Here is a 26709-nt window from a genome sequence, read left to right on the forward strand (position 1 = left end):
TCGTCCATTTTTAAAAAGGGCTGATATATTGGGGCATGCATAGTGTCCTTACTTGCCTGAATGCATATGTTAGTAGCATGAATTCAAAAAGGAGGCAATTCTAATGAGTGATGAATTTTCAAAAAAACAGGCAAAACCAATCCCTTCTTCAGTTGTAGATTTATTGATCAGTGATATCTTCCGAAAAAATGGAGTGAAAGAAGCCGAAGTAAAAGGAAAGTTATCAGATGATCAAAAAAAATGGATTAAAGATATGGTGCAAGATCTAAGCGGCCAGGTTGATTCTTTCGTTAATTCAAGTGATAAAAAAACTGAGAAATAATACTATGACTAGTATTCTATTAGTCTTCTATGAAGTTGCCTATAAAGGCGACTTTTTATTTTATGGATGAATCTCTTAAAATCATGAAAACCAGAAAAATGGTTGTTTGATTCAGGCAATGTGCACACTCCATGAGGACAAGAGAACAATACTATATAGCATACCAAAAAAAAAGGAGTGTTAAATAATGAACAAGAATTACAGTTACAACAATAACTACCACCATGGAGATGATCATGGGGACAGTTATGGATATGGTGAACAATGCCATTACGACCAAAAAGACGATGCTCTTCTTCTCCAGGATGGAACTCAAATTTCATTAAATGATCAGGAATCAGATGAACTGATCTGGATCAGAAACTCTTGCAACGTATGTGTTCAAACTACAGATACTCAAGCGGCAGTTTCTCTTCAAGTCGGTCTGCAATTGGCCATTGCACTGGTAGTCAGCATTACTGTAGGGGATTCTGACAAAGGAAAGGCTGTTGCTCAGGAAATCTTCCAGAAGTTCGATTCTGAACAAACAAACTACCAAAAAATCTATATTGATAATTCAAAAGATGTTAATGTCACGACTACAGACACTGACTTGGCGGTTAATATCCAGGCATTGCTTCAGGTTCTTGTGGCGTTAGTAGTTAAATTGGATGTCCTATAATCAAAAATTAAAAAGAGGTGAATAAAAATGGAAGAAAAAAAATGGAGAGCATTAGATCATCATTGTGATGATAAAAAAGACGGTGCAGATTTCGAACAAGAAGGCGAACAAACAGTTAAGAATGAACAAAGGTCTTACGAATGGATCATCATTAAAGATTCTGAGGGTGTAGACGTCCACACGACTGATACACAGGCAGCAATTTCCCTTCAGTTAGGTATCCAGGCAGCCATCGCAGCTGTCATCAGCATCACTATCGGTGACTCTGATCAAGGCAAAGCGGTAGCACAGGATATCAAACAATTCATCAAGACAAAACAAAGCAATAAGCAAAAAACGATCGTTGAGCATTCCAAGAAAGTAAAAGTAGTTACTACAGATACTGACTTAGCAGTAAATATCCAGGCTCTTCTTCAAATCCTTGTGGCCATCGTTGTAAAACTGGACGTACTATAATTAAAGGAGGGCACCCCATATGGCTAATGAGAGTAATGAGCTAGTCAAACAGCTGCAGGAGATGAATAAAGGTTTAATGGAAAACCTGATGTCTCAGCAGCAAAGAAAAAGGGCACAAAAAAAAATGCAGGAAGATTTCAAGAAAAATCAGGAATCCCTGAATGCTAATTTGAAAAAACAATTCAATTTATCAGATAACGCTGCTCTGACTGACTTGCTTAATAAACTGAGATAACCAGTAAAGACCATCCTTCCCAAAAGGATGGTCTTTGATTTATTTGTGAAATGTATCAATTCGAATTAGGACTGGACTCCTCTAATTCTTTTAACTCATTCCTTAATTTACTTTCATCCAGTTCTTCACCGATGATGACTAGTGTTTTCGGCAGGTTCATATTCTCAGGGAAAATCAGAGGCATCCCATAGGAATATTGAAACATATAGGGATATTTCCGCCCGCTGAATGGAATATACCCTTTCATGCGATAGATAGTATCAGGCAAGGTTTTCATCCATTCCTCAAAACCTGTTTGAGACACTGAACCTGAAAAAGTATGAACATACGCCCTTAGATTAAGTTGGTGCCCGATCGCACTTTTCTTTCTTTCCCCAGACTGATGTTTCCCTTCTAAATTCAACAAATCTGAAGGGGATACCTTGCTGTAATTGGTAATGAGAAGCTTAGCATTTGGATTGATCTGTTGAATTTCAAACAGCGCGGTTCCTTTCTCCATTTCGGATAATAAGTCCTCTTTATTGAAAACAAGCAGGTGGGCATGCCTTATCTGCTCCCGCATCAATTGCAAAACCTGCGGGCTGTATGCTCCCCTTGAAACCCACTGTTTACCATCCACCACGGTAATGATTCCTTTAAAATGAAAACGGTCTGCAAATAATGGGGACATGACGGCATCCACCACTTCTACCGGATGGGCAGCTCCTGTAGTTTCAATCACTAATACATCAAAGTCATCCTGAAACAGAAGCTCTTGCAGCTGAGATTCCAACTTGTCTTGAATGGAACAGCAGATACAGCCATCAAGAAGTTCTTTCAAAGGGGTCCCCTCTTCAACTTCCTGTGAATCTATCGAAACACTGCCTAATTCATTCATTAAAACAGCAGGCTTTAAACCTTTATCTTTTAATGCGGCAATCAAATTTTTAAGCAAAGTAGTTTTCCCGCTTCCGAGAAACCCAGAAAGCAGATAGACATCTTTTTTCATAATTAATCTTCCTTTCAAGTACCTTCATAGCCCATTCTAGTCCAAGAAAGACAGTATTACAATCTTCTGCTCTGGTTTTGGTATAATGATCACATCTAAGGAGGTCGGTAGTTTTGCTTGATTTAATAAGACTCAATATTTAACTTCCAAGAATTTTGCTGCAGCTTCAGCATTGACTTCTTCGTCCAATTCCAAAACCTGTCCATCCTCTTTGGTCAGGACATTTCTGTAGGAATCCTGGATAGGTATCCGAAGTGAATCAAAAGATTCAACCGGCTTAATCATCGTCGACATGCCAAACTGAAGAAGGTCGCCTAATTCGATGTCTGTTTCAACAGCCTTTTTCCCTTCCTTCATAAGAGAGGAAACGGTCTTGATCCCTTCACCGCTGGTCAGTTTTTCCATCAGCGCCACCTGAAACTTCCCTAACACTTCCTGCTGCCTTTTGACCCTCCCAAAATCATTTTCACTATCCTTGCGAAACCTCACATAATTCAGTAATTGTTGACCATTGAGGGCTTGTTTTCCAGGTTCCATATCCCATTTCCAATAATTGATCATTTCAGCCGGCACTTCAACTTCAATACCTTGCGGCAGCATTTTATCTACAAAAGTGACGAACCCCCGGAAATTAATCTTAACAACATGGTCGGTCTGCACTTGAAAGTTTTCTTCGATTGTTTCTCTTAAAAGCTCATCTCCTCCCCAAGCATAAGCATGGTTGATTTTACTTTTCCCATGGCCTGGAATGAAGACATAAGAATCCCTCATAATTGACAAGACTTTGGCCGTCTTAGCACCAGGATTATATTGAGCAACCATTATGGTGTCGGCTCTTGACTCTTCGGTCCCTCTCTGGTCAGTTCCTATAACCAGCACGTTCAATGGCTGTTTTCCTTTGGAGGATAAATTGCTGCTTTCCCCTTTCCCATCTCCATTGTCCGTTTTATTTATGTATTTCTCACTCAGGCTCTCCGTTTTGATGTCCTGTTTATTATCAGTGGCAAGTTCTTGTTTGATCCAGTCATCTGCACAACTGTGAATGATCAAAAAACAGATGGCCACTTGAATGAACCTTCTGACTGTTTTCAATTAAATCACCTTCTTGACCCATTCGTTTTTATCATTTTCAGCCAGAAGAATACTGTTTATACCCAGATTACCTTTATGAATTTTTCATAGAGCAAAAAAACCGGCTTGCAAGATCAAGCCTGCAAACCGGTTTTTTAACATTTATTGAATTTTTCCAGAGAGAATCTCAACTGCTTTATTGACTTGTGTGTCATTCTTCTCAATTAAATTCCTCATGTTTTCCATGAGCTTCAGAATGCTGTCACTATTAAGCGTGCCTGTCACTTCGAGTCCTTCCGCTTTTTGGAATGCCCTTACAGCTTCTGTTGTCTTTTCATCATAGAAACCGTCTGCTTTTCCAGGGTCATAACCAGCTGCTTTCAACATTTCTTCTGCAGCTTTTACTTGATCGGACAAGTCGGATTCTTTTAATTCCTGATCTGGATTGATATATGGCAGTTCTGCATAAGCAGGCAGCGAAACATCGTAATCAGGTTTAATGCCTTTCTCGTGAATCCATGTACCTTCTGGTGTCAGCCATTTAGCAGTCGTGAATTTCATATTTGACCCGTCCGTAAAGCTTTCTGATGTTTGCACCGTACCTTTACCGAACGAGTTCACACCAACCAATGGAATTTCTGCTGATTCACTTACAGCTGCAGCCAGGATTTCGGAAGCACTTGCACTCCCTTTATCGATCAGGACCGTCACCGGGACATCCACCTTCTGCCCGCCTTCTGCAACAATCTTCTCTTTATTTCCTTCATTGTCTTCCACTTGAAGAAGGACATCTCCTTCAGGGACAAACAGCGAAGAAATTTTAATTGCCTGATCTAACAATCCACCTGGATTTTGGCGAACGTCTATGATGAGACCTTTCATACCCTCCGCTTTCATCTCTTCAAGGGCTTTTGTCAATTCTGTATAAGTATCATCTGAAAAGCTTGTAATCTGGATCTTGGCTATTCCATTGTCAAGCATCTCTGCATATACAGTTTCCAGCGGTATTTCATCTCTTGTAATCGTCACTTCTGTCGGCTCATCTGCACCGGGACGCTGTACGGTCAGGGTCACCTTTGTACCTTTTTCCCCTCTGATTTTCAGAACAGCATCCGTTACACTTAAACCTTGGATACTCTCTCCATCAACTTCGAGAATTTTATCATTTGGACGCAAGCCTGCCTTTTCAGCAGGGGATCCCTTGATTGGGGAGACAATCGTTATGTGCCCATCCTTTTCTTGGATTTCAGCCCCTATCCCTTCAAATGATGAGGTGATGCTCTCTTCAAACCTCTTAGCTTCTTCTTGATTCATATAGTCGGAATAAGGATCTTCCAGCGATTCAAGCATACCGTTAATCGCCCCGTTAACAAGGTCTTCCTGCTTCAGATCCTTATAGTATTCATTGTTCAAAGCATCATAAGCTTCATACAGCTTCTGGAATTCGCTTCTTTCCTGGACACCGACATTCACGGCTTTCTCGTCTCCGAAAGCTAACGCAAAAGTCGTAATTCCTGCGGTTGCAAATACCAAAAAGAATATCAACATGACAAATTGAAATTTTCGTATTCGTATGAATCCGGATGTGTTCTGTTCTTTTGATTCATTTGTGTTCTGTTGCTGCTCATTGTCCATCAACCATCACCACTTTCATTGCATGTCTTGCTAGCATATTTTTCTTAGAATAGCATGTTTCATTCATTCTGAACACTATTTTCATACCGGCTGCCTGGTCATGATCGATCACCGGGCAGCAAGGTGAGTTACACCCTACTCATTTTATCAGTTTTTAAAATTTATCTAAAGGAATATCCCTTTCGGTTCTTATTATGGGTTAAAAGAGCTGTAAAAAAACCAACAGTACTGACAGCGAGCAGTGAATGAAAGAATGAATAGGCCCCTATGAGTGTAAAGCCTCCAAGCAAAACAAAGGTATCAATGACAAAAATGATGAGCCCGACATTCCAGCCGGTACTTTTGCCGATAATCTGGGCCAGCAGGTCTGTACCTCCGGTTGCAGCTTCTGCAAGAAGCATCAGACCGATTCCTACCCCTACAAACACCCCGCCGGCCAACGCTGACATCACCGGAATCAGGTCGATGTTTTCTGATAAAGGTTTAAGCATATCTATCAGCAAAGATGAAAGCCAAAGTCCGTGTATGCTTTTGTAAAAAAGGCTCCTGTCAAAGTAGAAAGCCAGTATATACAAAGGAATACTAAGAACCACAATTGTTAAACCCGGCTTAAAATCAAGCCAATAATGGCTGATCAAACCGATTCCAATCATTCCTCCGTCTAAAAAATGCTGAGGAACAAAAAAGGCGTTTATTCCAATCGCCACCAAGAGACTACCCAGGATAATCTGTGTGTAAACCTTAACCATTGCCTTTCCCCCTATTAGCTGCCTTTCAAAGCATGTCCTCTTATTAAGATATATGTAAAGGGAAACGGTTTTAGTTACACTTTCCAAGGCATAAGAAAGACCTGAAAGGAATTCCTCTCAGGTCCTGGCCATTTATATTTTCTTTACATTTTCAAAGTATTCTTCAAGTGTCCAGTCGTTTTCAAAAATGACCTGTGCGGCCTCTTTGCCTACATAGCGGAAATGCCATGGTTCATATTGGTATCCCGTTATTTCCTCTTTTCCTTTAGGATATCTTAAAATAAAACCAAACTTATGGGCATTTTCCTTCAGCCACTTTCCTTCAGGTGTATTTTCGAATGGGATGCTTACTTGGAAATCATTACTCTTGCTTGATATATCCATCGCAAGCCCTGATTGATGCTCACTGTTCCCAGGAGGCGCCACAGCTTTTACGGCTTTTTCTTCCCCGAACTGCGCAATTTCTCTTTGGAGAAGCGCTTCCTGATATTGATAGGAGCGATATCCTGAGATCGCTGTCAAATACTGGCCTGCTTCCTTGGCAGAAGCAAACATTTCTTCAAGCGACTTGGCTGCTTCTTCACGAATATACGCCTTTTCCAGATCCTGGCTGCCGAACACAAATGGGACATCCGGCCTGACCAGGTCAGCAGGTTTGTAGTCACCAGTCAAACCATACTCTTTGTTGACCAAAGCCAATGTGTTTTCCGGATTGGTAATCACCTTTTTCCCATCAACCGTTTTTACATTGTTGAAAAATTGGGATTCCAGCTGCATGGAAGGAGGCACGGCCTCTTCATCATTTTTGTCAGGAGATTCTTCTTTCCCCGGATCCGCTTCTTGGTCAGTATCATCCGGTGTTTGGGATACTTCCCCGTTTTCGTTTTGATTTTCAGTGTCCTTCTCCTGAACGCTGTCATTATCAGGAGCCTCTTGCTCTTGTTGAGCTGATTCGTCGTCGGAGGAAAATAAATCTTTTGTCCATTCTTCTGCCTGCTGGCAGCCTGAAAGCAGTAGCACAGCCGCAGGAACCAAGAATAACTTCTTCATTTTTTCTTTCACCTTCTCTATCTTTGTCTAAACCATAATAACACTTATAAACGAATCTGTAATGCCGGTAAACTTTTCTTGTGAAAAAATCCGGTTTTGAAAAAACTTCAGGGAAAGTTTGCAATAATAAAAAGCCCGCCGAAAGATGCGGCTGGGCTTGACAGATTTATTTGATTGCTGCTTCAAGAGCAACTTCAATCATATCATTGAATGTTGTCTGTCTTTCTTCTGCTGATGTTTCTTCACCAGTTAAGATATGGTCGGAAACAGTTAAGACAGATAGTGCATTACGGCCATATTTAGCAGCGAGAGTATAAAGCGCAGATGTTTCCATCTCCAAAGCAAGGATGCCATACTGTGCCCACTTCTCATGTTCAGCGTTATCATTATAGAACATATCCGCTGTAAAAACGTTCCCTACTTTCAAATTCAGGCCTTTTTCCTCACCTGCATCATATGCCCTTTTTAAAAGAGAGAAGTCTGCAGTTGGAGCGTAATCGATCCCGTTGAATGTCAGGCGGTTCATTTGGTTATCAGTTGATGCACTCATGGCAAGGATGACATCCCTTACCTTTACATCCTTTTGGATTGCTCCGCAAGTTCCTACACGGATCAGGTTCTGCACGTTATAGCTCTGCATAAGTTCATTGATATAAATGGAAATGGAAGGTACCCCCATTCCGGTACCTTGTACAGAAACACGTTTCCCTTTGTAAGTACCTGTGTAACCGAACATGTTCCTTACTTCGTTATAACAAACCGGATCTTCCAAGAATGTTTCAGCGATATACTTCGCACGAAGCGGATCTCCTGGAAGCAAGACCGTTTCAGCAATTTCATTTTCTTTTGCGCCAATATGTATACTCATTTAAATTCCTCCTGTTAATTTTTATGAAGTATCAAACTGCTATACCTTAGCTTTCTTCAACTGCCTAAGGCTATGCATGAACATTGTAAGCTTTTTTACCAATTCATGCAACGAGTTCAAACCGTGGATAACCAACTTCGAAGTGGCTAAACTAATCTACAAGGAGGGATTACTATGGCTAAAGAAAAAATGAGCAAAAAACTTCGTCAGGCAGTGGATTATGCCAACAGCACGAATCCGTCTTCACGTTCCAGAAACCAGCCTAACTCTTCTAAAACAGAAAGATTCAACAGCGGGAGGTAACTGCATTGGGAAAAAAACACCGGGCACGAATTAATGCACCTAAGAAAAATAACCATATACCCCCAGAAGGCATTATTGCCGAACACGAAGCTCATGATAAAGAACATTCCGGCCGGAAAAGAAAGAACGGGCCAGGACATAATCAATAATATTGTCAATGAGAGCTGATTTTTTCAGCTCTCTCATTTTTACAAAAAAAACTCCAGCAAGTCTGCTGGAGAATGAATATTCATCTGATGATCACTCTGTTCACTTCTCTCCATCCACCAGGCTCCAACCTGAAGTAGTAATGGCCCCTTCTTCCCTCGTCAATAAAGATGATATCACCTGTAGTGATGTACCGCCCATTATAGTCGTTTGGCATTCTATCGGGAACATTGAAGAGGCGAAACGTTTGATCCAGGGCTTCCAACCTGTCCTGAGCAGGGACCGACATTCGATATACTTTTTTGTAGCCTTTCCTCTGGCCAAAATGAGGTGTCTGAAAGATTGTGACATCATAGGTTTTTGTGTAGGATTTTGGACGAATTATTCTTTCGAGCAATGCCATAAGAACCCCTCCGTTCATTTTGTTCTTATAGAATTAGCTCTTGCCCCTGTCGAATCCTTCATCAGAAAAAGACTGCTTTTGTCGAAGCTGCAAATTCAGGAAAATCGGTCCAGTACTTTTGTGATTTTTTCGTCGATGGACGGAATTTCAGCGGCAGAAACCGTCATTTTCACCATGGATTCATCCATTTCCAAGGCCTCTGCAAGGAATCCTCCAAATCCTCTTGCTTTTCGGTCGACTTCAAACATGATATCTATTGTTGCTGCTGATTGATTTACGAAAACCACTTCCAGTTCATCCAGCCTGCTTCGGTATGATCCGTTTACCGGAATGAATTCGAACTCCTGTACAAATGGATTTTTGCCCCGCAAATGGCGTGGTGCCTGTTCACAATCAGCTTTTCTCAACTTGAAGCCGAGTCTTTCCAAGGAAGAAAAGACCGCGTTCATCATCTCATTGGGCGAGATTTCAATATAATCTTTATCTTTAGGGTCGACTGCATTTTTGATATCCAGCCCTGTTGCGACCCAAACCCTAGTGTTCCCGACCGTCACAGGAGTTTCAAAAGGAAGCTCGAAACTTACCGGGAACTGTTTAACTTCATTTTCTTTAATGATAAAAGGTTCTGAGATCTGTATCTTTTCAATACAAGCACTGTCAGTGTATTTTTTATCATCAGATTCACGGATATATGTGGTGTACAACATCAGATAAATTGAATCCACTTCCTGTTCAATATTTCCGCCTTTCACTTCAACGATGCCTGAAATCCTTTCACCAGCTGTATAACGTGCTCTTTCTAATTTTGTATCAACCGAAGCTGCACCAATTCCCACAGATGCAAATACCTTATTAAAAAATGACATATTGATTCCTTCCTTTACAATTATATTTGTCGGAGAGCACTTTCCAACGAATGTATCAATGCACAAGCGTTATCAAATGGCTCTTCTATTTGTAACAATTTGCGGAGGATCTCCTTTGTGGAGGGAGACAGCTCCAATTCCTCCTCCCAGCTTCTTTCCTTCTCCCCGTCACTGTTAAAAGAAGAATATAGAAGGAAAAGCAAGAAATGTCCGAGTGCATAATAATCAGCCTTGAAACCCTTCTCACGCATATAATCCTTATGCTTACTTAATGTTGATTGATCTGCTTGTATCCCGGCAGCCAAGCCGAAGTCGATGATTTTCAAAGATCCTTCACTTTGAATGATGTTTGGGATTCGAAGATCCCTATGGACGATACCTTTGGCATGTACCAAAATAACAAGCTCCATTACCTTTTTGACTAATGTTAAAGATTCTTTTTCACTAAAGACTTTTCCTTCTTCGAAAATAAGTTGATCAAATGTTTTTCCTTCAAAATATTCCATGATCAGGAATGGGACCTTTTCTTGTTTCCCAATAGATATAAGTTTGGGAAAGTGGTCGCTTTCAAGCCTTTTCAGGATTTCAGCCTCCCTGATTAATAGTTCTCCTGAAGGATCAATGAGCCTTTTACAGGGTCTAAGTCTCTTTAACACAGAGAGCCGGCCATCACTTTTATTTTTAACTAGATAGGCGGTGCCGTAGCTTCCTTTCCCTAACAGTGACTCTACAACATAGTTGTCTATAGTAAAGCCAGGCTTCCATTCCTTTTCAAAGAAATTCACCGCTTCCCTCCAAAACCTCATAATGATCAGCTGCTAAAGAAGCTTGAGAAACTGCTCTTATATTTCTTTTTATAATGATGGTGTCCGTAGTGTTTATGCTTATGAGATTTATGTTTCCATGAATCGCTGGATGAATAATACTTTTTATGTGAGTTGCTTTTTAAAAGATGTTTTATCAATTTTTTTAACAAGGTGACTCCTCCTTTAGTTTTTATACGTTGAAATCAGAATAAAGTTTCATATTGGAGTGAGAATGTATGGTTTTATCCTTCATACAGGAAGTCTTCAGACCAAAGGATAAGATGATTCCCATTGTGCCTAAATCTGATATCAAGGAAATCAAAAAACTTATCATGGATAAAAGTGACAATCCCCTTGCCATTCTTCCGGGTGACAGGCTGATCATTGAGGAGATTAAATCGGAAACTGAAAGAAGGAACATTAATAACATCACGAGGACAAAAGCTTACTTGGACTTCTATCAACGCCATCCCGAGATAGAATGGTCTTTTCTCGCTCATATGGTTTCCAGAAACGGCGGTTATCATATGACAGACCTGAAAGGAGAAATCCTTCCCTCATTCTTGGAAGAAGAGGAAAGAAAGAATTTTTTTCTGTTTCTTGAAAAGGCTAATGCATTTATATTTCATGACGCCTTTCCCCAACTCCTTCTTTATCAGAAAAGTGTCGAAAGAAAGTCATCACTATTTCATTTACTTCCTGCATTTGGCGTTTCTAAGACTATGCCGATCTTTTGGGAACGTTTTTGGAAAGGCGGAGATAAGAAAGAAATCACACTTGCGTTAATTATTAATGAACAAAGCATGCTGCAAGAAAGACTCGTTGCCAGGATTACCGAAGACTATTCTTTTGAGAAATTATTGTTTTTCCTTCAAGACAGGCTTGAATTTACAACTGTTTTCTTTCCTTATAAAAAAAGAAAAAAGAGCAGGAATCCTTATTCATTGGCTGGAACCAGTATTTCTCATTTTGAAAGCACTAAGAAACGAATTGAAATCGGCAAAAGACTTTACGGCATCTTATTTATGAATGAGGCCGTTTACCAATCTTCCATGGACTATGCTAAGAAGACTCCCCACGCAGCTTCACGCAGTGATTACTGGCCCGAATATTATTCTGCTGATAAATATGAACCCCATAAAATTTTCAGCCCTGAGTTAGGTAAGGCATGGAGTGACAAGGTCCATACTTTCTCCAGTGCTGATTGGGCAAATGCCAGAACGGTGCACCGCTTCGACACACTGGAAACCCTGCCCCTGACCAGACAGCCCGATGTAACTGCACAAGCGAAATTGATAGTAAAACTTGCTGCGGAATTCAACTCGTTCTCAATCTGAAACAGGCTTCCTGCCAGGAAGCCTGTTGGTTGTTTATGTAGCAGAGACAAAATTTGTCTCAGGTAAAATTAATACTCATCATCATTTGGTTCCTCATCTATGATGCATTTCTCGATCAGATATTCAAAAGTAATATCGGCGATTTCTTCTAATTCTTCTTCTGAGGGTACATACCCTCTGCGAACAAGTTCCTGAAAGAAAAATTCCGCAATTTCTTCCGTATCAATAAACACTTCGATTTCACGCATAGTATCGCCCCCTTGTACTTCAATCTATGAAAATCAAAAGAAAGTTATGCAAGATGAAAAAAGTTTTCATATCCTGACCGGGACAAGCATAAAGTGAGGATACAAAGCAGTACTCAATTAACCATTTATGCTGGAGGAGAGATGAAAATGGATGCAGTCAAAACACTGAAAAGTTACTTGGAAGAGGATCTAATGAATGATGATGGAGTGGTCATTAAGGGAATGGAGCGTTTGCTGAGCTGGATTTTAAGAGCCTTTTTCATTTTGAGCTTTCCAGTGTTCCTTATCTGTCTGCTCTGAATCAATCTTTTCCAATGGCATCGGAATTGGAACTCAGGTGGTTTCTGAGCTGATCGACGATCGAGTTCATTTTGCGTTTATATTTCTTATCTTTGAACAGATAATATAATGCTTTGTAGTCGTTATAATGATCAAGCAGCCGGTCGACAAAGCTGTCATCCTGATAGCGCGGAGAAGGTAACAATGCCTGTTCGGGTTTGCCCGGCAGCACAATTCCAAATTTTTTGATATAGGTTTCTGCTTGGTCATAATCTGCGATTAACGTAAGTTCGTCTTCATCGGCTTCCAGCCATTCTCCGTCCGTGATCCTTGTCAATTCATAGATGACATCTTCCCAGGCGTCTTCTTTGTATCTCCAGATCTCTGTCCGGAATCCGACCACTTTGAAAATGTCACTATCATATCCTTTGACTTTAACAAGATCACCAAATAGAAATTTGTACTCAATATCAATCTGTTCCTGTTCAAGTAAGTAGCCGTCATATTCATCCAGCAGCCTCAAACAATCCTCCTTGAATAAACCTTCACTTTCATTGACTTCGTAAACATATTCTCCCTCTAGAAGCTTTATGTTTGTTATCTTTCCAACAGTCCCGTAAATCGTTACCACAACTGTGTCCCCTGTCTTGAATTTTGGTTGTTTTCGCTTGCCCATCTTCTCCCCTCCCCCTTAAGTGTATTTGTTACTATCATATGCAGTCTTTGAAATATCGCTAATAAAGGAAGCCTATTGGAGGAAGATTTTATTCAATTTTATCGCGGCAGCTTTGTTGAATTCCCATACAGGTGTGCGGCTCAGCTGGCAGGCTCGCGTGAGCAAACATTTCACGGTCATCAAAAAAAGATAGTTGAACAAAAAAACCGCCCTAATGTACAGGCGGCTTCAATCCTTATTTTTCTTCAATTAAATACCTTTCCCACGCATCGTCAAATACCCGCATGCTCTCCAGGTAATGGCCATTCAACTCCAGGTAGGAACTGACTTCATCATATTCTTCCGCCTGCTTCGGGAAAGCAAGGTCGTCGTATACATGATTGGCAAAAGCCGTAAGTTCATCTCGTGCTGTGGGTTGACGATATTTCATTAAAAAGTGGTAAAATGATTTTCTCATTGTGATCTCCTGCCCTGTAAAAACTGTTTGATTTATCATTTGATGGAATGAGTGTTAAGTCTTTGTTTAAGGATACATAAACCAGGGAGATACGTAAAGAGCCATTCAATCAAAACGGAAATAGTTCCTCTTCAGTTTCCTTTCAATTTTCATTAAATCCCGGTAAGCAACCCGTTCATTAAGCTGCTTTGTATCAATGAGGAGCAGCTGGTCTTCGATTTCAATTGTAACCGCTTCCTCTGTAAACACAATACCGCAGCTGCTGCAAAAAATCTGGGGGGTTCCAGTAATCTCTATAGCTCTTGAACCATCTGGCAGTTCCCAAAAAACCGGCCCTCTGCTTCTATATGCTTGTTGTTCCCCGCACCATGTGCATTCAAACCTTTCACTCATCGGCGGACTCTGCCTTTTCCATTTTCTTCAGCTGGGCCTGGTATTTCTTCTCCTTCAAGGTATCTCTCTTCTCACGTAAATCCTTCAATGATTTATGTTCAGGATTGGCAACATATTTTTCCCTGCGGTCCAGCCTGTGCAGACCTTCAGGAACGAGGGATGATTTTGATTCGTTCAGCAGGCCATTGATTCCTATTGCAGATTTGTAGCCCTCAAGGGGATATATAGAATTAAAGTAATCATCCGCTCTCCCGGCTGTATAGTTTTCAGGTTCAGGATAAGTGGTGATGACACCTTCAAAGTTACGCAGGACCACTTTGTCAGCACTTTGCGAGATGAGATAGTTCGGCTGAAGAGCGATTTTCCCACCGCCGCCCGGAGCATCCACGACAAATGTAGGAACTGCATAACCTGATGTGTGTCCCCTTAACCCTTCAATGATCTCAAGTCCTTTTGATACAGGAGCCCTGAAGTGCCCGATCCCTTCCGACAGGTCGCATTGATAGATATAATAAGGGCGCACGCGTATCTTCACCAGGTCATGCATCAATTTCTTCATGATCGGGACACTGTCATTGATGCCGGCGAGGATTACCGCCTGATTGCCGACAGGGACTCCTGCATCCGCCAGCATTTCGCAGGCTTTCTTTGATTCTTCCGTGATTTCAATGGATGTATTGAAGTGTGTGTTCAGCCAGACCGGGTGGTACTTCTTCAGGATTGTGCAGAGATTCTCTGTTATTCTCTGTGGAAATACGACTGGTGCCCTTGTGCCGATCCGGATTATCTCTACATGTGGTATCTCCCGGAGATTTTTGAGTATATATTCAAGGATCTTATCATTGATCAAGAGGCCGTCCCCTCCTGAAAGCAGCACATCTCTCACTTGAGGGGTCTCCCGGATATAATGGATTGCTTCATCAAGCTGTTTCTTTGGTACTCCCATGCCGATTTGCCCGGAGAATCGTCTGCGAGTACAATAACGGCAGTACATCGAGCATTGGTTGGTGACAAGGAAAAGAACGCGGTCAGGGTATCTGTGTGTCAATCCCGGCACAGGTGAATCTTCATCTTCATGCAGTGGATCTTCCATGTCATATTTCGTTTTGTGGATTTCTTTCCCGATTGGGACGGATTGCATTCTGATCGGACAGCGGGCATCGTCTTCATTCATAAGCCAGGCATAGTATGGCGTTATATTCAGCGGAATCGTTTTAGTGGAGATTCTGACTCCTTCTTCTTCTTCTGGGGTTAAGTTAATAACTTTTTTTAAATCATCCAGAGTCCTGATCGTATTTGTCAACTGCCAAATCCAATCATTCCACTGCTCTTCGGTCACGTCTTTCCACCCTTCTATATCCTTCCAATGTCTCTCAGGTTTATATAAATCATTTAACATGCAAGGCACCAACCCTTCTCCATCATTTCACCAGACTGACAGCAATTACAGAGCCAATGATTCAGTTTTCAGTTACTTCTAGGCTATGATGGGCCAGGAAAAATGGTTTCAAGTTTTTATATAGAAAGAAGAACTTTATTCTTGACTTAAATCTTTCCACCAAATATTCATATCCTCCATCTTATCGTAGATATAGCAGTTGTTAACAAGCCTTCCTCCATAGCGGTAGCCAAGCTGCTTGAATGCTGCATTCATTCCATAGGACAGCGACCTAGCTATGGTATAGACACAAAATATCTTTCGTTTGACCAGTTCATCTTCCAGGCCGGCAAGCAGCTGCTTCATCATCCCTCCCCCTCTGTAGGAAGGAAGCGTAGCACAGTCAGTCAATTCGGCATTACCATTCAGCATGTCTACTTCTGCAGAAGCAGCACTAATGATCTCTTTGTTTTTCTCTATAAATAGAAAGACAGTTCCACTTTCCATTGATTTCCGAACATACTCAGGATCGTGCAGGGGTACAGGATAAACCGGAAATACCTTCTCATACAAGGCCGCCAGCCTCTCAGCGTCTTTTACTTCACCCTTGTGGAGCTGAAACTTATGAAGTGGATTTTTAGTATCCTGTTTCAGATCCTGGACATCAGAAAAGATCTTCTCAGATTTTTCCCAGTGTGTAGACATTTTTCTTGCTTCCGTTTTGTATTTTCCAAGAAAATATACGTCGCTGCCCGCGAAAAAACCTTTAATCACTGCTTCGAGCACATATCCCTTTTCCAGAAAATTCAAGAGCTGTTCAGCGCGCGCCTTGATTATTACTTTGTGTGCACTATGTTCCCGAGCGGAATCTTCTATTAATCTTGTGATTTCACTAAAATTTCCTGAGTACTCGTCTACTCTTATTCTTTCATTGAACTCATCACAGTAAATTTTCAGTTTTGCTTTGGTTCCTGTAACATGTTTTGTGTATTGCATTGGTCTCCCTGCTTTCTTTCACTTAACTCATTCATGGTTTTCTATTCGTCTTCTTCACACCAATTAATAATGGCAGATGCAATGACTTCTGCTGCCTGAAGAATTTTTGGCACTTCTATATATTCGTTGGCATCATGTGCTGCCTCGGTCGTTCCCGGCCCGAATACAATCACGGGAATATTTCCTCCCTTTGACAGAATGCCTCCATCTGTCCCCCAGGGGGATGCTTCAATAACAGGGGATGAATTAAATACCTGTTTGTACGCTTCACTGACGACTTCCATGAACGGATGGTCAGTATCCAGGCTGCCCGGCTGCCACCTGCCGCCAAACCATTCTAATGCGAGAGGATGCTGCTTGAACCAGCTGTCCCTTTCTTCAAGTTCTTTAAGGCAGCTCTCCAACTCTTTCTCTACTGCTTCCATCGTCTCGTGGGGACCTACCCCGATCCTTCCCTCTATGATTGCAAGATCAGGGACAGAAGAAGGCCATTTACCGCTCTCAAATTTTCCGATATTGATAGGAAAAGGGATTGGAATGCTTTTATACAGAGGATCTGTTATGTTTTCATTTCGCTTTCGCTCCAGATTTTGCAGGGCCTGCAAAACGAAATATCCTTTTTCAATTGCATTAACCCCTTCATATCTGGTCCCCCCATGAGCCTGCTTTCCTTTCACCCTTATTCTGAACCACATGGATCCCTGCTGCTTTGGAAACAGTTTCAGGTTTGTCGGCTCGGGAATTATCGCCGCATCTGCTGTATATCCCCTTACCAATGCCGCCAGAGTCCCAGTCCCTCCGCTTTCCTCTTCTATTACACTTTGAAAAATAATATCCCCTTTCAACTGAATACCATTTTCTTTCAGTGCCTCAATGGCAAGAAGCAGGGAAACGGTTCCTCCTTTCATATCTGTTGCACCTCTTCCAAAAACCTTTCCATTAAAATGATCACCGCTGTATGGGTCAATATTCCATGCTGTTTCATCCCCTTCAGGCACTACATCGATATGGCCATTGAGGATGATCGATCTGCCGCCTCCTTGCCCCTTTAAAATACCGATTACATTGGGGTTTCCTTGGAAGTCTTCTCTATCACAACGATAGAAAGGGTGATTCATAATATCCTTTTTTTCTATTTCCCATATGTCAAGCTTCAGTCCGAGTTCCCGGCACTTTTCTATAATGACTGCCTGGGCTTTTGACTCATTTCCCCGTACACTTTTTTCTTGAACAAGCTTTTGCAAGAGACGGACAGCTTGCGTTTCCTGGTTTTGGATCCACTGACGGACCGCATTATTGCCCATTTCTTTCACTCCTTTTTTCAATGAGTGTTTTCTTAAATGAAGCGCAGGGCTGCAGCCCTGTCAAAATTGGCTTCCGTACTTCTTTTGATGTCTTCAAGATCATAAGGGGTAAAGATTTCGGTCAGTCTTAAGCCTGTATTTGTGACTTCAAAGACTCCCATATCAGTGATGATAAGATCCACACATCCTTTAGCGGTCAGAGGAAGTGTGCATTCTTCTACTATCTTGCTTTTACCATATTTATCACATTGGGCCATTACAACGATGACCTTCTTTGTCTTCATCGCCAGTTCAGTTGCTCCTCCCATTCCCGGAACTTTTTTTCCGGGGATGATCCAATTGGCAAGGTCTCCTTTTTCGCTTACTTCAAGGGCTCCAAGTATCGTAAGGTCCAGCAACCCCCTCCTGATGATGCTGAAAGCTACCGAACTGTCACAATAACTTCCGCCGGTTTCAAGTGTGACAGGGAAGCCTCCGGCATTACAGAGGTTTTCATCTTCTTTTCCTTCTGCAGGTGACTTTCCAATCCCTAAAATCCCATTTTCAGCATGAAAGATGATATTTTTACGGCCCTTAAAATGATTGGGGACTAATGAAGGAATACCTATTCCTAAGTTTACAACCATCCCCTCTGTTATTTCCCGGGCTGCTCTCTCCGCCATTTTATTCTTTTCTGCTACTCCCAAGCCCACTTCCAATCAACCCCTTCTGATTGAACGATTCTATCCACGAAGACCCCCGGAGTAACAATTTCTTCAGGCTGCAGGTCTCCTGGTTCAACAATTTCCTCAGCCTCCACAATGGTAATGTCGGCAGCCATCGCCACCAGCGGATTCGTATTTCTCGCACTTTTATCATACACAAGGTTGCCGAGCATATCGGCTTTTCGGGCATAAATGATTCCCACCTCTGCCGTCAACGCTGTTTCTATCATATACGTGCTGCCATTTAATTCGATTTTTGTCTTATCTTTATTCAAGTACGGATCATCCAGGCCTATATCTGTAAGGATGCCTTTCAGACCGCTGCCGCCTGCTCTTATTCTTTCCGCCAGGATTCCTTGCGGAGAAAATTCGACTTCAAGTTTTCCTTCACTCATCAATCGTCCGGCAACAGGGTTGCTTCCGATATGCGAAGCTATCACCTTAACAGCTCTTCCTTCGGTTATGAGCTGTCCAATCCCTATAGAAGGAAATCCGGTATCGTTCCCAATCAGGGTCAACTCTTTAATCCCCCAATGAAGGAGGTGACGAATGGTTGTCGGAGGTGAACCCACCCCGCCGAAACCTCCGAACATCATTGTCATACCGTCATGGAAATAACGTTTTATTTCATCATAGCTGCTGACTTTCCGCCCCCTCATGTTCTTCCCTTCCTTTCAAATCTCTGCTACAGCTTTTAAAGTTTTCTTAAACCGGATAAGCAGTTCATCAAGCTCAGGCTTAGTAATGGTGAACGGCGGTGCAATCAGGATGGCGGACCCGCTCCTTCCATCCAACCCAGAAGCCGCAGGATAAAGGAGAAGCCCTTCTTTCTTAGCTCCTTCTGTCATTAATGCTGTAAATGAGGAATCGATTGTTTTACCATTAACGGAACCGGAGAATTCGAGCCCGATCATCAGCCCTTTACCGCGTATGTCTCCAATAAAAGGGTATTGCTTCTTTAACTTGTTCAACTTTCCCCTGAGATAAGTCCCCTTTTCAGAAACTCCCTCAATCAGTTTTTCTGATTTTATTAATTTAAGAACAGCAAGCGCAGCTGCACTGGAAAGAGGGTTTCCGCTGAATGTGTGTCCGCTCATGATCACCTGGGATCCCTGAAGGACCGGCTCCAGTACTTCTTTGGACATGAGGGCAGCCGCAATTGGCGCATAGCCCGCACTCAACCCCTTTCCAAGTGCCACGATGTCAGGCTGAATCCCCCATTGCTCCATCGCCAGAAAAGTGCCTGTGCGTCCGCAGCCGGTCATCACCTCATCTGCAATAAGCAGGACATCATATCTTTCACAAATGTCTTTAATGATCTGAAAATATTCGGGAGGAGCATCAATGGCTCCGCCTGCTGCTCCAATCACAGGTTCGGCGATGAATGCCGCCACGTTGTTTTCCCCGATTCTCCTGATGACTGTTTCAAGCTGCCTTGCACATTGGACATTGCACTGGGGATACGTTTTGCCAAATGGACATCTGTAACAATATGGAGGTTCGACAGCAGGCCAATCCCCCACGAATGAATCAAATCGTTCTCTCCTTTGAGGATGACCGGATGCCGATAATGCCCCAAATGTAATGCCATGATAGCTTAACCACCGGGAGATGACCCTCCTTTTCGCCGGCTTCCCTTTCTCCTGCCAATGCTGAATGGCAATTTTCACTGCTGTTTCAACTGCTTCCGAACCGCTGTTCACAAGAAAGCACCATTCCAGACCTGTTTCCTGCGAAAGAAGGGCAGCAAGTTGTTCACTTGGCTCGTTCGTGAATTGTGAACGATAGACAAACGAAACCTGCTGCCCCTGCCTGTAGATAGCTTGGAGTATTTCTTCAATCCCATGCCCGATATTGGCAGTCACCGCCCCGGAACATGCATCTAAATATTCAAACCCCGCCTTATCATACAAAAATACACCTTTGCCGTAATCAATTTCGGGATAACTCTCCGAAAGCATCGGCTTGATTAAGTGAGAATGAGGCATGAAACCCCCTCCTGATCTAAGTGGAGTTCTACTCTTATTAATACTTATGTTGAATAAGGGGAATCTTTCATGCTGAAAAAAATTCATGAAAAAAGACCGATATCACATCGGCCTTTTCATGTCTTTTATTAATGATTTATTTGATTAACATTTAGGGGCGTAGCATACTGCACCGATGATGATCAACAGGATAAACAACACAACAATCAACGCGAAACCGCCATGGTATCCAACACCCGCCACTGGTGCCGCAGGGTAAGCATAATAACAATCGTCATAACCGTAATGCATTCATATCACTCCTCAATTTTTTCTGTTTCACCATTACTGTATGTATAAAGCGCCTAATATGTTTGTGTATTCGCCCAAAATAGGCGGGAGCTAATAAAACCCTTCCCGAAAAAATGAATTTGAATTATACTAACCAAAGAGCTGCGGGAATAGCTCCGGCAATCAAAACAAATATGTCCATAGGTTATCGCCTGCAGATATCCAGCAAAAGAGATAAGGAGAACAGAATGAAGTACTTTATTAAAAATTTTCTGAATGGTGTCCTGACCATCTTGCCGATAGGCCTGGTGATTTATGTAGTTTACAAACTTTTTATTTTCCTTGACGGGCTGCTTGGCAATTTGCTGAAGCCTTATTTTAATGAGCATTACATTCCCGGCATCGGATTATTATTGACGGTTTTGCTGATTACTCTGCTCGGCTGGCTGTCAACGAAATTCATTACGGGTTCCGTTATTAAGCTGCTTGATTATGTTTTGACAAAAATCCCTCTCGTCAAGACACTATATAGTATCATCAAGGACACGATTCATTCATTTATCGGTGACAAAAAATCTTTTTCAAAGGTCGCACTTGTGACACTTCCGGGTTCCGGGATGAAATCACTGGGATTCATTACTTCTGAACAGCTGGAACATTTTCATACCCCGCTTGAAAAGTATGTTGCGGTTTATATACCGCAGACATTCCAGGTAGCTGGTTTTACTTTCCTCGTTCCGAAAGAGGAGGTTGAAATCATAGACGTAAGCCCAGAGGATGCAATGAAATTCATCCTCTCCGGCGGAATGACTTCATCCAAAAGCTGAAAACAAAAAGAGCTGATCAATTCAGCTCTTTTTGTTATTTAGCAGATATAGTCATTACCTGGCTCTCTCCAGCTGTCAGCACGCCAGCTTCCCCTTTTTCAATCTCTCCAAAGTCATCCCCATTCGTCAGGATGAGAGGAGTGATGGTGCTTTTTGCTTTTTCCTTCACCATATCCATATCGAAAGTAACGAGCGGATCGCCTACTTTCACTTTCTTTCCTTCTGACACATGAACTTCAAAGCCTTCGCCGTTCATGGAGACTGTTTCAAGTCCAATATGGATCAACAACTCAGCACCATTTTTCGCTTTGATACCTACTGCGTGCTTGGTTGGAAATACTTGAACAATTTCTCCGTCCACAGGGGAAACCACTTTACCTTCAGCCGGATCGATGGCAATTCCATCGCCCATCATTTTCTGGGAGAATACTGGGTCTGGCACTTCTTCAAGACTCAGCATTTTCCCTGAGAGCGGTGAATGAACGTTTATGGATTTTGGTGCTTCTTCTTTTTTACCGAATAATTTTTTTAGCATTACGATCAGCCTTTCTTTTCCCGAAGTTTACTCAAAGAGTTTATTATATTCCCCGTACCCTTCTTTTTCAAGGTCTTCCTTAGGGATGAATTTGAGTGCCGCTGAATTAATGCAGTACCTGAGCTTGGCAGGGCCAGGGCCGTCATCAAACACATGACCCAGGTGGGAGTCGCCTGATTTGCTTCTGACTTCCTTTCTCACCATAAAATGGCTGTAATCCATTTTCTCTTCAACCTCTTCGTCTGTGATCGGCTTTGTGAAACTCGGCCATCCGCAGCCCGCATCATACTTATCTTTACTGCTGAATAAAGGCTCTCCCGAGACTACATCCACATAGATGCCGTCACCGAATTCATCCCAATATTCATTTTTAAAAGGCGGTTCCGTGCCATTGTTTTGCGTGACTTCATACTGCATGGGTGTCAATTCTTTTTTCAGATCTTCTTTCTTCTTCATTGCTATTCCCCCCAATGCTCTTTAATAAATGCTTTTCTCCCTGAACCTATGCTATACCTCTGATAGTGGGCAGGGTTCTTCTTATAGTACTGCTGATGGTACTCTTCAGCTTCATAAAACTCTTTTGCAGGCAGGACCTTAGTGACAATCGGTTTTGAGAATTTACCGCTTTTCTCCAGGTCTTCTTTTGATTTTTCTGCGGCCTCGCGCTGATCTTCATCATGATAAAAGATGGCCGTCGAATAGGACTCTCCTCTATCAAAGAACTGTCCTCCCGGGTCGGTGGGATCTATTTGCTGCCAGTAAAGTTCCAGCAATTTTTCATAAGGAAACTTTTCTGGATCATAGGTGATTTGAACAGCTTCATAATGGCCTGTCGTCTCTGAACATACTTCACGGTATGTTGGATTCGCTTTGTGGCCGCCAGTATAACCGGAAACCACTTTAATAATTCCCGGCATTTCATCAAACGGCTGGACCATACACCAAAAGCAGCCTCCGGCGAATGTCGCCTTCCGTGTCTCAGGAGTTTCCTTCATGACTCTCATCCTTTCTTCATTCAATAACAATATTCCCGTTATTGCATAATTCTAACGTTAATTTGATGAGAGGTAAAAGAATTAGATTACCTGCGGCTGTTTCGGTTCTGGCCTATTTTCTTCCATTTCTTCCTTTCCAGGGATTGCAGGCGTTTGTCCGCTCTTCTCTTGGAGTATTCAATTTCTCTTAACAGCTTTTGATAGCTCATATATCTCCCTTGGGATAAAGAGCCTTGTTCAATTGCACTCCTGATAGCACACTGCGGTTCATCTTCATGCTTACAATCCCTGAACCGGCAAAGTTCGGCATACTCCTCAATATCCTTGAATTGAGTGGATATTCCGTCACTGCCGTCCCACATTTGCAGTTCCCTCATCCCCGGGGTATCGATAATGAAGGCCCCATTTTCAAGAAGGAACATTTCTCTATGTGTTGTTGTATGTTTCCCTTTGCTGTCTTTCTCCCTGATTTGTTTCACAGCCTGAAGGCTTTCTCCTGTCAAGCTGTTGAGCAGGGTGGACTTTCCAACACCTGAAGAACCAACTAGCGCAACTGTTTTTCCAATTGCCAAATAAGGGCTTAGCTTATCAATACCGCTGCTTTCATATGAAGAAACAGGAAGTATCGGCACTCCCATAGCAACGGTTTCCACTTCCCTTATTTTTTCGTCCAGGTTATCACATAAGTCTGCTTTACTGAGGATAATAACAGGGCTTGCCCCGCTCTCCCAGGAAAGTAAGAGATATCTTTCAAGCCTATTCAGATTCAGGTCCGCATTTAAAGAAGAGACAATGAATAAATAATCAATATTGGAAGCAATGATTTGTTCTTCTGCCTCATCCCCTGCTTTCTTCCTTGAAAACTTGCTTGTACGCGGCAGGACTGTTTCAATCAGAGCCTGTTCGTTGTCCAGCGGTTTAAATGACACCCAATCACCGACTGCCGGCAATTCTTCAGCCGCTTGGACTTGATAATAAAATTTACCTGTCAGCCTTGCATGAAATTCCCCTTGAAGCGATAAAAGCGTATATGTTCCTTTTTGCTGTGAAGTTACTCTTCCTACTTCCAGCGTTGTATCATTCATTTCATTAGTCTTTTCTTGGAAAATTAATTGTAAGTCGTTCAAACTGTTTCCTCCTAATATGTTCCGTTTTCCGGAAAAATTCACACAAAAAAACCATGGCATCCGACACGGCCATGGTTCTTCATGCATATCAAAGAAAACAGTTGAACTCCTCTCACTCAACTGGTCAATGAGATATATCCGCACAATGAAAACAGGCCGTGTCATAATAAACAGATACAAAATACAATGTAGATTTACTCATAACACATCACCTGCTTTCAAAATTGTTACCTTTATTATGGCTCATTTTTCCAGGTTTGACAATAGTTTTTTGAAAAATAGGTATTTTCACCAATCATTCACCGCCTGCATAGTGTATTGAAGTAAATTTAAATATAGGAGAGAGATGTATGACCCACAAAGAAGCCTATCTTCAAAAAGCTGCTATGTATGACTTACTTTCGATGTATTATAAATACTCCGACCCAAGACTTCATATACATTACTATCAGAAACATCTGAAGTGCATGCAAAAGGGAATTCACGGTATGGGATTCAGGCAGCAGGATCGTCCCGCCCAGGTCAGGGTCCTTCATGCAGTTCCTGATGCACCAAACGTAGATGTTTACGTGAATGGCAATAAAGTGTTGAGTGACGTCGCATTCAAGGAGATCAGCGGCTTCATGCCATTGCCGGCAGGCCGATATCATATCGATATCTACCCTGCAGGCACAAGCGTGAGTACCGTCATCAGTAAAAAAGTAACGGTTGAAGCAGGCAAGATTTATACATTAGCTGCAGTAGGGAAAGGCAGCAAGCTCCAGCTGCTCCCATATGTAACGGATCCTTTTGTTCCGTCGGGGGAAACCAAGGTAAGATTCATTCACCTGTCGCCGAATGCACCGGCAGTTGACATCGCTGTCAAAAAAGGAGATGTCATTTTCCCGAATGTATCCTTTAAGCAGGCGACAGATTATCTTGGACTTACACCAATGACAGTGAACCTTGAAGTTCGGGCTGCCGGAACAAAAGATGCTGTATTAACCGTTCCGAATGTCACTCTTAAACCTAACCAGGCATATACCATCTTTGCAGTTGGCTTGTTGAACGATACCCCAGAGCTGGAAGCACTGCTGGTAAAGGGATGAAAACCTTTAAAGAAAAAAACTGTCCTCTGACTTGTCGTTTTCGACGATCAGGGACAGTTTTTTTAAGTGTATCTGTGTTCTTCTGCTTGTTTAATCGACCGGTACAAGCATATTAAAGACAATATCATCATTTTTCAGGTCAAACTTCTTAGCACGCACCTGTATGTCACTTTTCATTTCCAAGTTTTGCAAGGACACATAAATCAGCTCATCATTCGGCTGGATTTTTACCCATTCAGGGAAATTGTAAGAATCCCTGATAATCTTTAACACATGCGATACCGGAAGCTTCAATGCGCCTACCGAGATGGAATTCTGCTTCAGTAATAAATCTCCATTTTCAAGCGCCTTTGCCTCAAAGGTCATCTTGAAATTGATCTCGCTTGTAAAGACAGGCACAGACCCATTGAGTTCCACATGATCATTCAATGCCACCGAATAGTCAACGGGGCCTTTGTAGCCTTCTTCTTCGATATAATGGTCTATCATTTCATTTAAATCTTTTTTGGTCGCTCTGATTTGGAAAGCGACATTCTCTCTCTCTTTAAGACTTTCCTCTGGCAGTTCATCATCTTCAATCGGAATCATCAACAAAACGGCAGCAAACAGCAGCACCAAAATGTTCAGTCCCAGAAGAGTGAAAAAGCCTGCCTTCCATCTGTTTCTCATACTTACAGCCCCTCTTCCCTGACAATAAATTCACTTTGAGTCAACTCTGCTAACGTTTCCCGTTCTGTCAGCTCCTCAAACATCCTTTTTGCCATTAATTCATATCCTTGATCATTGGGGTGAAAATAGTCCTCCTCAAAGAGAAGGCTTTCTTTCCCATCAATAAAGATATCATTTATTGTGATAAAGGCAGTTTGATTGTACTCGGCAAGTACTTCCCTGCTCATTTCATTCCAATTCAAAATGATTTGATCAACCTCTTTTATCTCAGAAAACCAGGTGTTGAAAGGATTATAAATCCCTATTAACACAATGCCAGTATCAGGGTTATATGACCGGATCAGTGTCAAAATTTCATTCAGACGCTGCCCGTATCCAGTCTTTTCACTATTGAAGACCGCAAGATTCAAATCATATAGATTTTCTTTGAAGACTTTCATGACATCGTTCCCGCCAATCGTAATGAAAACCAAATCAGATTGGGCAACTGCTCCTTTTATGTCTTCATTACTCAACCGTTTCAATAGCTGATCAGTACGGTTCCCTCTAACGCCAAAGTTGCTGAATTGTACATCCCTGACTGAATCCAGGCTCTCGAGGCTTTCCTTTAAATATGGAACATAGCCTCCGCTTTTTGTACTGTCACCGACCCCTTGTGTCAATGAATCCCCGATTGAGACAATTTTCATGGTCTTTGGAATAAAATCAGCAGGCGGCTGTTCTTTCTGGACCAGAGTACTAGTTACCTTTGGATGAGGTTCGATCTCTGTTTTAGAACAACCGGAAATGATAAATATGATTGAAAAGAGAGAGAAGATCATTTTTTTCATAATGGCAATCCCCTCTCATTTTTACTATTATTATATCATGAGAGTTTC

The 26709-nt window shown here is 42.0% G+C and carries 35 protein-coding genes and 1 pseudogene; 10 read left to right on the forward strand and 26 right to left on the reverse strand.

The window, feature by feature from the left end:
- Positions 1–103 precede the first annotated feature (103 nt).
- From ACOJQI_RS14220 to ACOJQI_RS14235, 4 genes are all read left to right on the forward strand, one after another.
- Positions 104–322, forward strand: coding sequence for a spore coat protein (locus tag ACOJQI_RS14220; RefSeq protein WP_421378957.1), 219 nt, complete (start codon positions 104–106; stop codon positions 320–322).
- 187 nt (positions 323–509) lie between these two features.
- Positions 510–983 (forward strand): spore coat protein, encoded by a 474-nt coding sequence (locus tag ACOJQI_RS14225; protein ID WP_421378959.1) that lies wholly within the window; start codon positions 510–512, stop codon positions 981–983.
- Between the two features lie 27 nt (positions 984–1010).
- Positions 1011–1439 carry a spore coat protein gene (locus tag ACOJQI_RS14230; RefSeq protein ID WP_421378961.1) on the forward strand — a complete coding sequence of 143 codons (429 nt, stop codon included), beginning with the start codon at positions 1011–1013 and terminating at the stop codon, positions 1437–1439.
- A gap of 19 nt (positions 1440–1458) precedes the next feature.
- Entirely contained in the window at positions 1459–1674 is a 216-nt protein-coding gene (locus ACOJQI_RS14235; RefSeq protein ID WP_421378963.1) for a hypothetical protein, read from the forward strand.
- Between the two features lie 55 nt (positions 1675–1729).
- Here the strand turns inward: ACOJQI_RS14235 and ACOJQI_RS14240 are convergent, their stop codons facing one another.
- The 6 genes and pseudogenes from ACOJQI_RS14240 to deoD form a co-directional block, all read right to left on the reverse strand.
- Positions 1730–2662, reverse strand: coding sequence for a CobW family GTP-binding protein (locus ACOJQI_RS14240; protein ID WP_421378965.1), 933 nt, complete (start codon positions 2660–2662; stop codon positions 1730–1732).
- A gap of 132 nt (positions 2663–2794) precedes the next feature.
- On the reverse strand, positions 2795–3754 hold the full coding sequence (locus ACOJQI_RS14245; protein ID WP_421378967.1) for an LCP family protein: 960 nt from the start codon (positions 3752–3754) through the stop codon (positions 2795–2797).
- Positions 3755–3895: 141 nt separating this feature from the next.
- Complete coding sequence (locus ACOJQI_RS14250; protein WP_421378969.1) at positions 3896–5368, reverse strand: S41 family peptidase; 1473 nt, start codon at positions 5366–5368, stop codon at positions 3896–3898.
- Positions 5369–5529: 161 nt separating this feature from the next.
- A complete protein-coding gene (locus ACOJQI_RS14255; RefSeq protein WP_421378972.1) occupies positions 5530–6117 on the reverse strand; it encodes a YitT family protein in 588 nt (195 codons plus the stop codon).
- Between the two features lie 132 nt (positions 6118–6249).
- Positions 6250–6936: pseudogene (locus tag ACOJQI_RS14260) on the reverse strand (M15 family metallopeptidase); the annotation flags it as partial.
- Between the two features lie 397 nt (positions 6937–7333).
- Entirely contained in the window at positions 7334–8035 is a 702-nt protein-coding gene (gene deoD, locus ACOJQI_RS14265; RefSeq protein WP_421378974.1) for a purine-nucleoside phosphorylase, read from the reverse strand.
- A gap of 174 nt (positions 8036–8209) precedes the next feature.
- On the opposite strand from deoD, the gene ACOJQI_RS14270 reads away from it, so the two are divergent.
- Positions 8210–8338 carry a hypothetical protein gene (locus tag ACOJQI_RS14270; protein WP_262372163.1) on the forward strand — a complete coding sequence of 43 codons (129 nt, stop codon included), beginning with the start codon at positions 8210–8212 and terminating at the stop codon, positions 8336–8338.
- Between the two features lie 5 nt (positions 8339–8343).
- Complete coding sequence (locus tag ACOJQI_RS14275; RefSeq protein ID WP_421378976.1) at positions 8344–8487, forward strand: hypothetical protein; 144 nt, start codon at positions 8344–8346, stop codon at positions 8485–8487.
- Between the two features lie 80 nt (positions 8488–8567).
- On the opposite strand, the gene ACOJQI_RS14280 is transcribed toward ACOJQI_RS14275, so the two are convergent.
- The 3 genes from ACOJQI_RS14280 to ACOJQI_RS14290 all read right to left on the reverse strand — a co-directional run bounded on the left by ACOJQI_RS14280 (position 8568) and on the right by ACOJQI_RS14290 (position 10539).
- Positions 8568–8888, reverse strand: a complete 321-nt coding sequence (locus ACOJQI_RS14280; protein ID WP_421378978.1) for a YodL domain-containing protein — start codon at positions 8886–8888, stop codon at positions 8568–8570.
- Positions 8889–8983: 95 nt separating this feature from the next.
- Entirely contained in the window at positions 8984–9754 is a 771-nt protein-coding gene (locus tag ACOJQI_RS14285; RefSeq protein ID WP_421378980.1) for a sporulation protein, read from the reverse strand.
- Between the two features lie 20 nt (positions 9755–9774).
- Positions 9775–10539 carry a serine/threonine protein kinase gene (locus tag ACOJQI_RS14290; RefSeq protein WP_421378982.1) on the reverse strand — a complete coding sequence of 255 codons (765 nt, stop codon included), beginning with the start codon at positions 10537–10539 and terminating at the stop codon, positions 9775–9777.
- 257 nt (positions 10540–10796) lie between these two features.
- Between ACOJQI_RS14290 and ACOJQI_RS14295 the strand changes: the two genes are divergently transcribed.
- Positions 10797–11897: a DUF2515 family protein gene (locus ACOJQI_RS14295; RefSeq protein WP_421378984.1), complete on the forward strand. Its 1101-nt coding sequence runs from the start codon at positions 10797–10799 to the stop codon at positions 11895–11897.
- A gap of 68 nt (positions 11898–11965) precedes the next feature.
- Here the strand turns inward: ACOJQI_RS14295 and ACOJQI_RS14300 are convergent, their stop codons facing one another.
- Positions 11966–12145 (reverse strand): YozD family protein, encoded by a 180-nt coding sequence (locus tag ACOJQI_RS14300; RefSeq protein ID WP_421378986.1) that lies wholly within the window; start codon positions 12143–12145, stop codon positions 11966–11968.
- Between the two features lie 147 nt (positions 12146–12292).
- Between ACOJQI_RS14300 and ACOJQI_RS14305 the strand changes: the two genes are divergently transcribed.
- Entirely contained in the window at positions 12293–12445 is a 153-nt protein-coding gene (locus tag ACOJQI_RS14305) for a hypothetical protein (protein WP_421378988.1), read from the forward strand.
- Between the two features lies 1 nt (position 12446).
- Here the strand turns inward: ACOJQI_RS14305 and ACOJQI_RS14310 are convergent, their stop codons facing one another.
- The 10 genes from ACOJQI_RS14310 to ACOJQI_RS14355 form a co-directional block, all read right to left on the reverse strand.
- Positions 12447–13100, reverse strand: a complete 654-nt coding sequence (locus ACOJQI_RS14310; RefSeq protein WP_421378990.1) for a hypothetical protein — start codon at positions 13098–13100, stop codon at positions 12447–12449.
- A 235-nt stretch (positions 13101–13335) separates the two neighbouring features.
- Entirely contained in the window at positions 13336–13557 is a 222-nt protein-coding gene (locus ACOJQI_RS14315) for a YozE family protein (RefSeq protein ID WP_421378992.1), read from the reverse strand.
- Positions 13558–13662: 105 nt separating this feature from the next.
- Complete coding sequence (locus ACOJQI_RS14320) at positions 13663–13950, reverse strand: YokU family protein (protein ID WP_421378994.1); 288 nt, start codon at positions 13948–13950, stop codon at positions 13663–13665.
- Entirely contained in the window at positions 13943–15349 is a 1407-nt protein-coding gene (ablA, locus tag ACOJQI_RS14325) for a lysine 2,3-aminomutase (RefSeq protein ID WP_421385477.1), read from the reverse strand. Before ablA ends, ACOJQI_RS14320 begins: the two co-directional genes overlap by 8 nt.
- A gap of 135 nt (positions 15350–15484) precedes the next feature.
- A complete protein-coding gene (ablB, locus tag ACOJQI_RS14330; protein WP_421378996.1) occupies positions 15485–16324 on the reverse strand; it encodes a putative beta-lysine N-acetyltransferase in 840 nt (279 codons plus the stop codon).
- A gap of 41 nt (positions 16325–16365) precedes the next feature.
- The gene (locus ACOJQI_RS14335; RefSeq protein ID WP_421378998.1) at positions 16366–17628 is read right to left on the reverse strand and encodes a peptidase; all 1263 of its coding nucleotides are present in this window, start codon (positions 17626–17628) and stop codon (positions 16366–16368) included.
- Between the two features lie 32 nt (positions 17629–17660).
- The gene (locus ACOJQI_RS14340; protein ID WP_421379000.1) at positions 17661–18320 is read right to left on the reverse strand and encodes a 3-oxoacid CoA-transferase subunit B; all 660 of its coding nucleotides are present in this window, start codon (positions 18318–18320) and stop codon (positions 17661–17663) included.
- Positions 18305–18991 (reverse strand): 3-oxoacid CoA-transferase subunit A, encoded by a 687-nt coding sequence (locus tag ACOJQI_RS14345; RefSeq protein ID WP_421379002.1) that lies wholly within the window; start codon positions 18989–18991, stop codon positions 18305–18307. Before ACOJQI_RS14345 ends, ACOJQI_RS14340 begins: the two co-directional genes overlap by 16 nt.
- A gap of 15 nt (positions 18992–19006) precedes the next feature.
- Positions 19007–20320, reverse strand: a complete 1314-nt coding sequence (locus ACOJQI_RS14350) for an aspartate aminotransferase family protein (RefSeq protein ID WP_421379004.1) — start codon at positions 20318–20320, stop codon at positions 19007–19009.
- Positions 20321–20464: 144 nt separating this feature from the next.
- The gene (locus tag ACOJQI_RS14355) at positions 20465–20611 is read right to left on the reverse strand and encodes a YjcZ family sporulation protein (RefSeq protein WP_421379006.1); all 147 of its coding nucleotides are present in this window, start codon (positions 20609–20611) and stop codon (positions 20465–20467) included.
- 227 nt (positions 20612–20838) lie between these two features.
- On the opposite strand from ACOJQI_RS14355, the gene ACOJQI_RS14360 reads away from it, so the two are divergent.
- Entirely contained in the window at positions 20839–21417 is a 579-nt protein-coding gene (locus ACOJQI_RS14360) for a DUF502 domain-containing protein (RefSeq protein ID WP_421379008.1), read from the forward strand.
- A gap of 34 nt (positions 21418–21451) precedes the next feature.
- Here the strand turns inward: ACOJQI_RS14360 and ACOJQI_RS14365 are convergent, their stop codons facing one another.
- From ACOJQI_RS14365 to rsgA, 4 genes are all read right to left on the reverse strand, one after another.
- Entirely contained in the window at positions 21452–21952 is a 501-nt protein-coding gene (locus ACOJQI_RS14365; RefSeq protein WP_421379010.1) for a PTS sugar transporter subunit IIA, read from the reverse strand.
- Positions 21953–21979: 27 nt separating this feature from the next.
- Complete coding sequence (msrB, locus tag ACOJQI_RS14370) at positions 21980–22408, reverse strand: peptide-methionine (R)-S-oxide reductase MsrB (RefSeq protein ID WP_421379012.1); 429 nt, start codon at positions 22406–22408, stop codon at positions 21980–21982.
- A gap of 2 nt (positions 22409–22410) precedes the next feature.
- Complete coding sequence (gene msrA, locus ACOJQI_RS14375; RefSeq protein ID WP_421379014.1) at positions 22411–22947, reverse strand: peptide-methionine (S)-S-oxide reductase MsrA; 537 nt, start codon at positions 22945–22947, stop codon at positions 22411–22413.
- 86 nt (positions 22948–23033) lie between these two features.
- Positions 23034–24032, reverse strand: coding sequence for a ribosome small subunit-dependent GTPase A (gene rsgA, locus ACOJQI_RS14380; protein ID WP_421385478.1), 999 nt, complete (start codon positions 24030–24032; stop codon positions 23034–23036).
- Between the two features lie 392 nt (positions 24033–24424).
- Here rsgA and ACOJQI_RS14385 point away from each other — a divergent pair, with 392 nt between their 5' ends.
- Positions 24425–25162, forward strand: a complete 738-nt coding sequence (locus ACOJQI_RS14385; RefSeq protein WP_421379017.1) for a DUF4397 domain-containing protein — start codon at positions 24425–24427, stop codon at positions 25160–25162.
- Between the two features lie 90 nt (positions 25163–25252).
- Here the strand turns inward: ACOJQI_RS14385 and ACOJQI_RS14390 are convergent, their stop codons facing one another.
- Positions 25253–25831, reverse strand: coding sequence for a YpmS family protein (locus ACOJQI_RS14390; protein WP_421379020.1), 579 nt, complete (start codon positions 25829–25831; stop codon positions 25253–25255).
- A 2-nt stretch (positions 25832–25833) separates the two neighbouring features.
- The gene (locus ACOJQI_RS14395; RefSeq protein ID WP_421379022.1) at positions 25834–26661 is read right to left on the reverse strand and encodes an SGNH/GDSL hydrolase family protein; all 828 of its coding nucleotides are present in this window, start codon (positions 26659–26661) and stop codon (positions 25834–25836) included.
- Positions 26662–26709 lie beyond the last annotated feature (48 nt).

It is taken from the genome of Bacillus salacetis (assembly GCF_049177075.1).
Lineage (GTDB): Bacteria > Bacillota > Bacilli > Bacillales > Bacillaceae_B > Rossellomorea > Rossellomorea salacetis_A.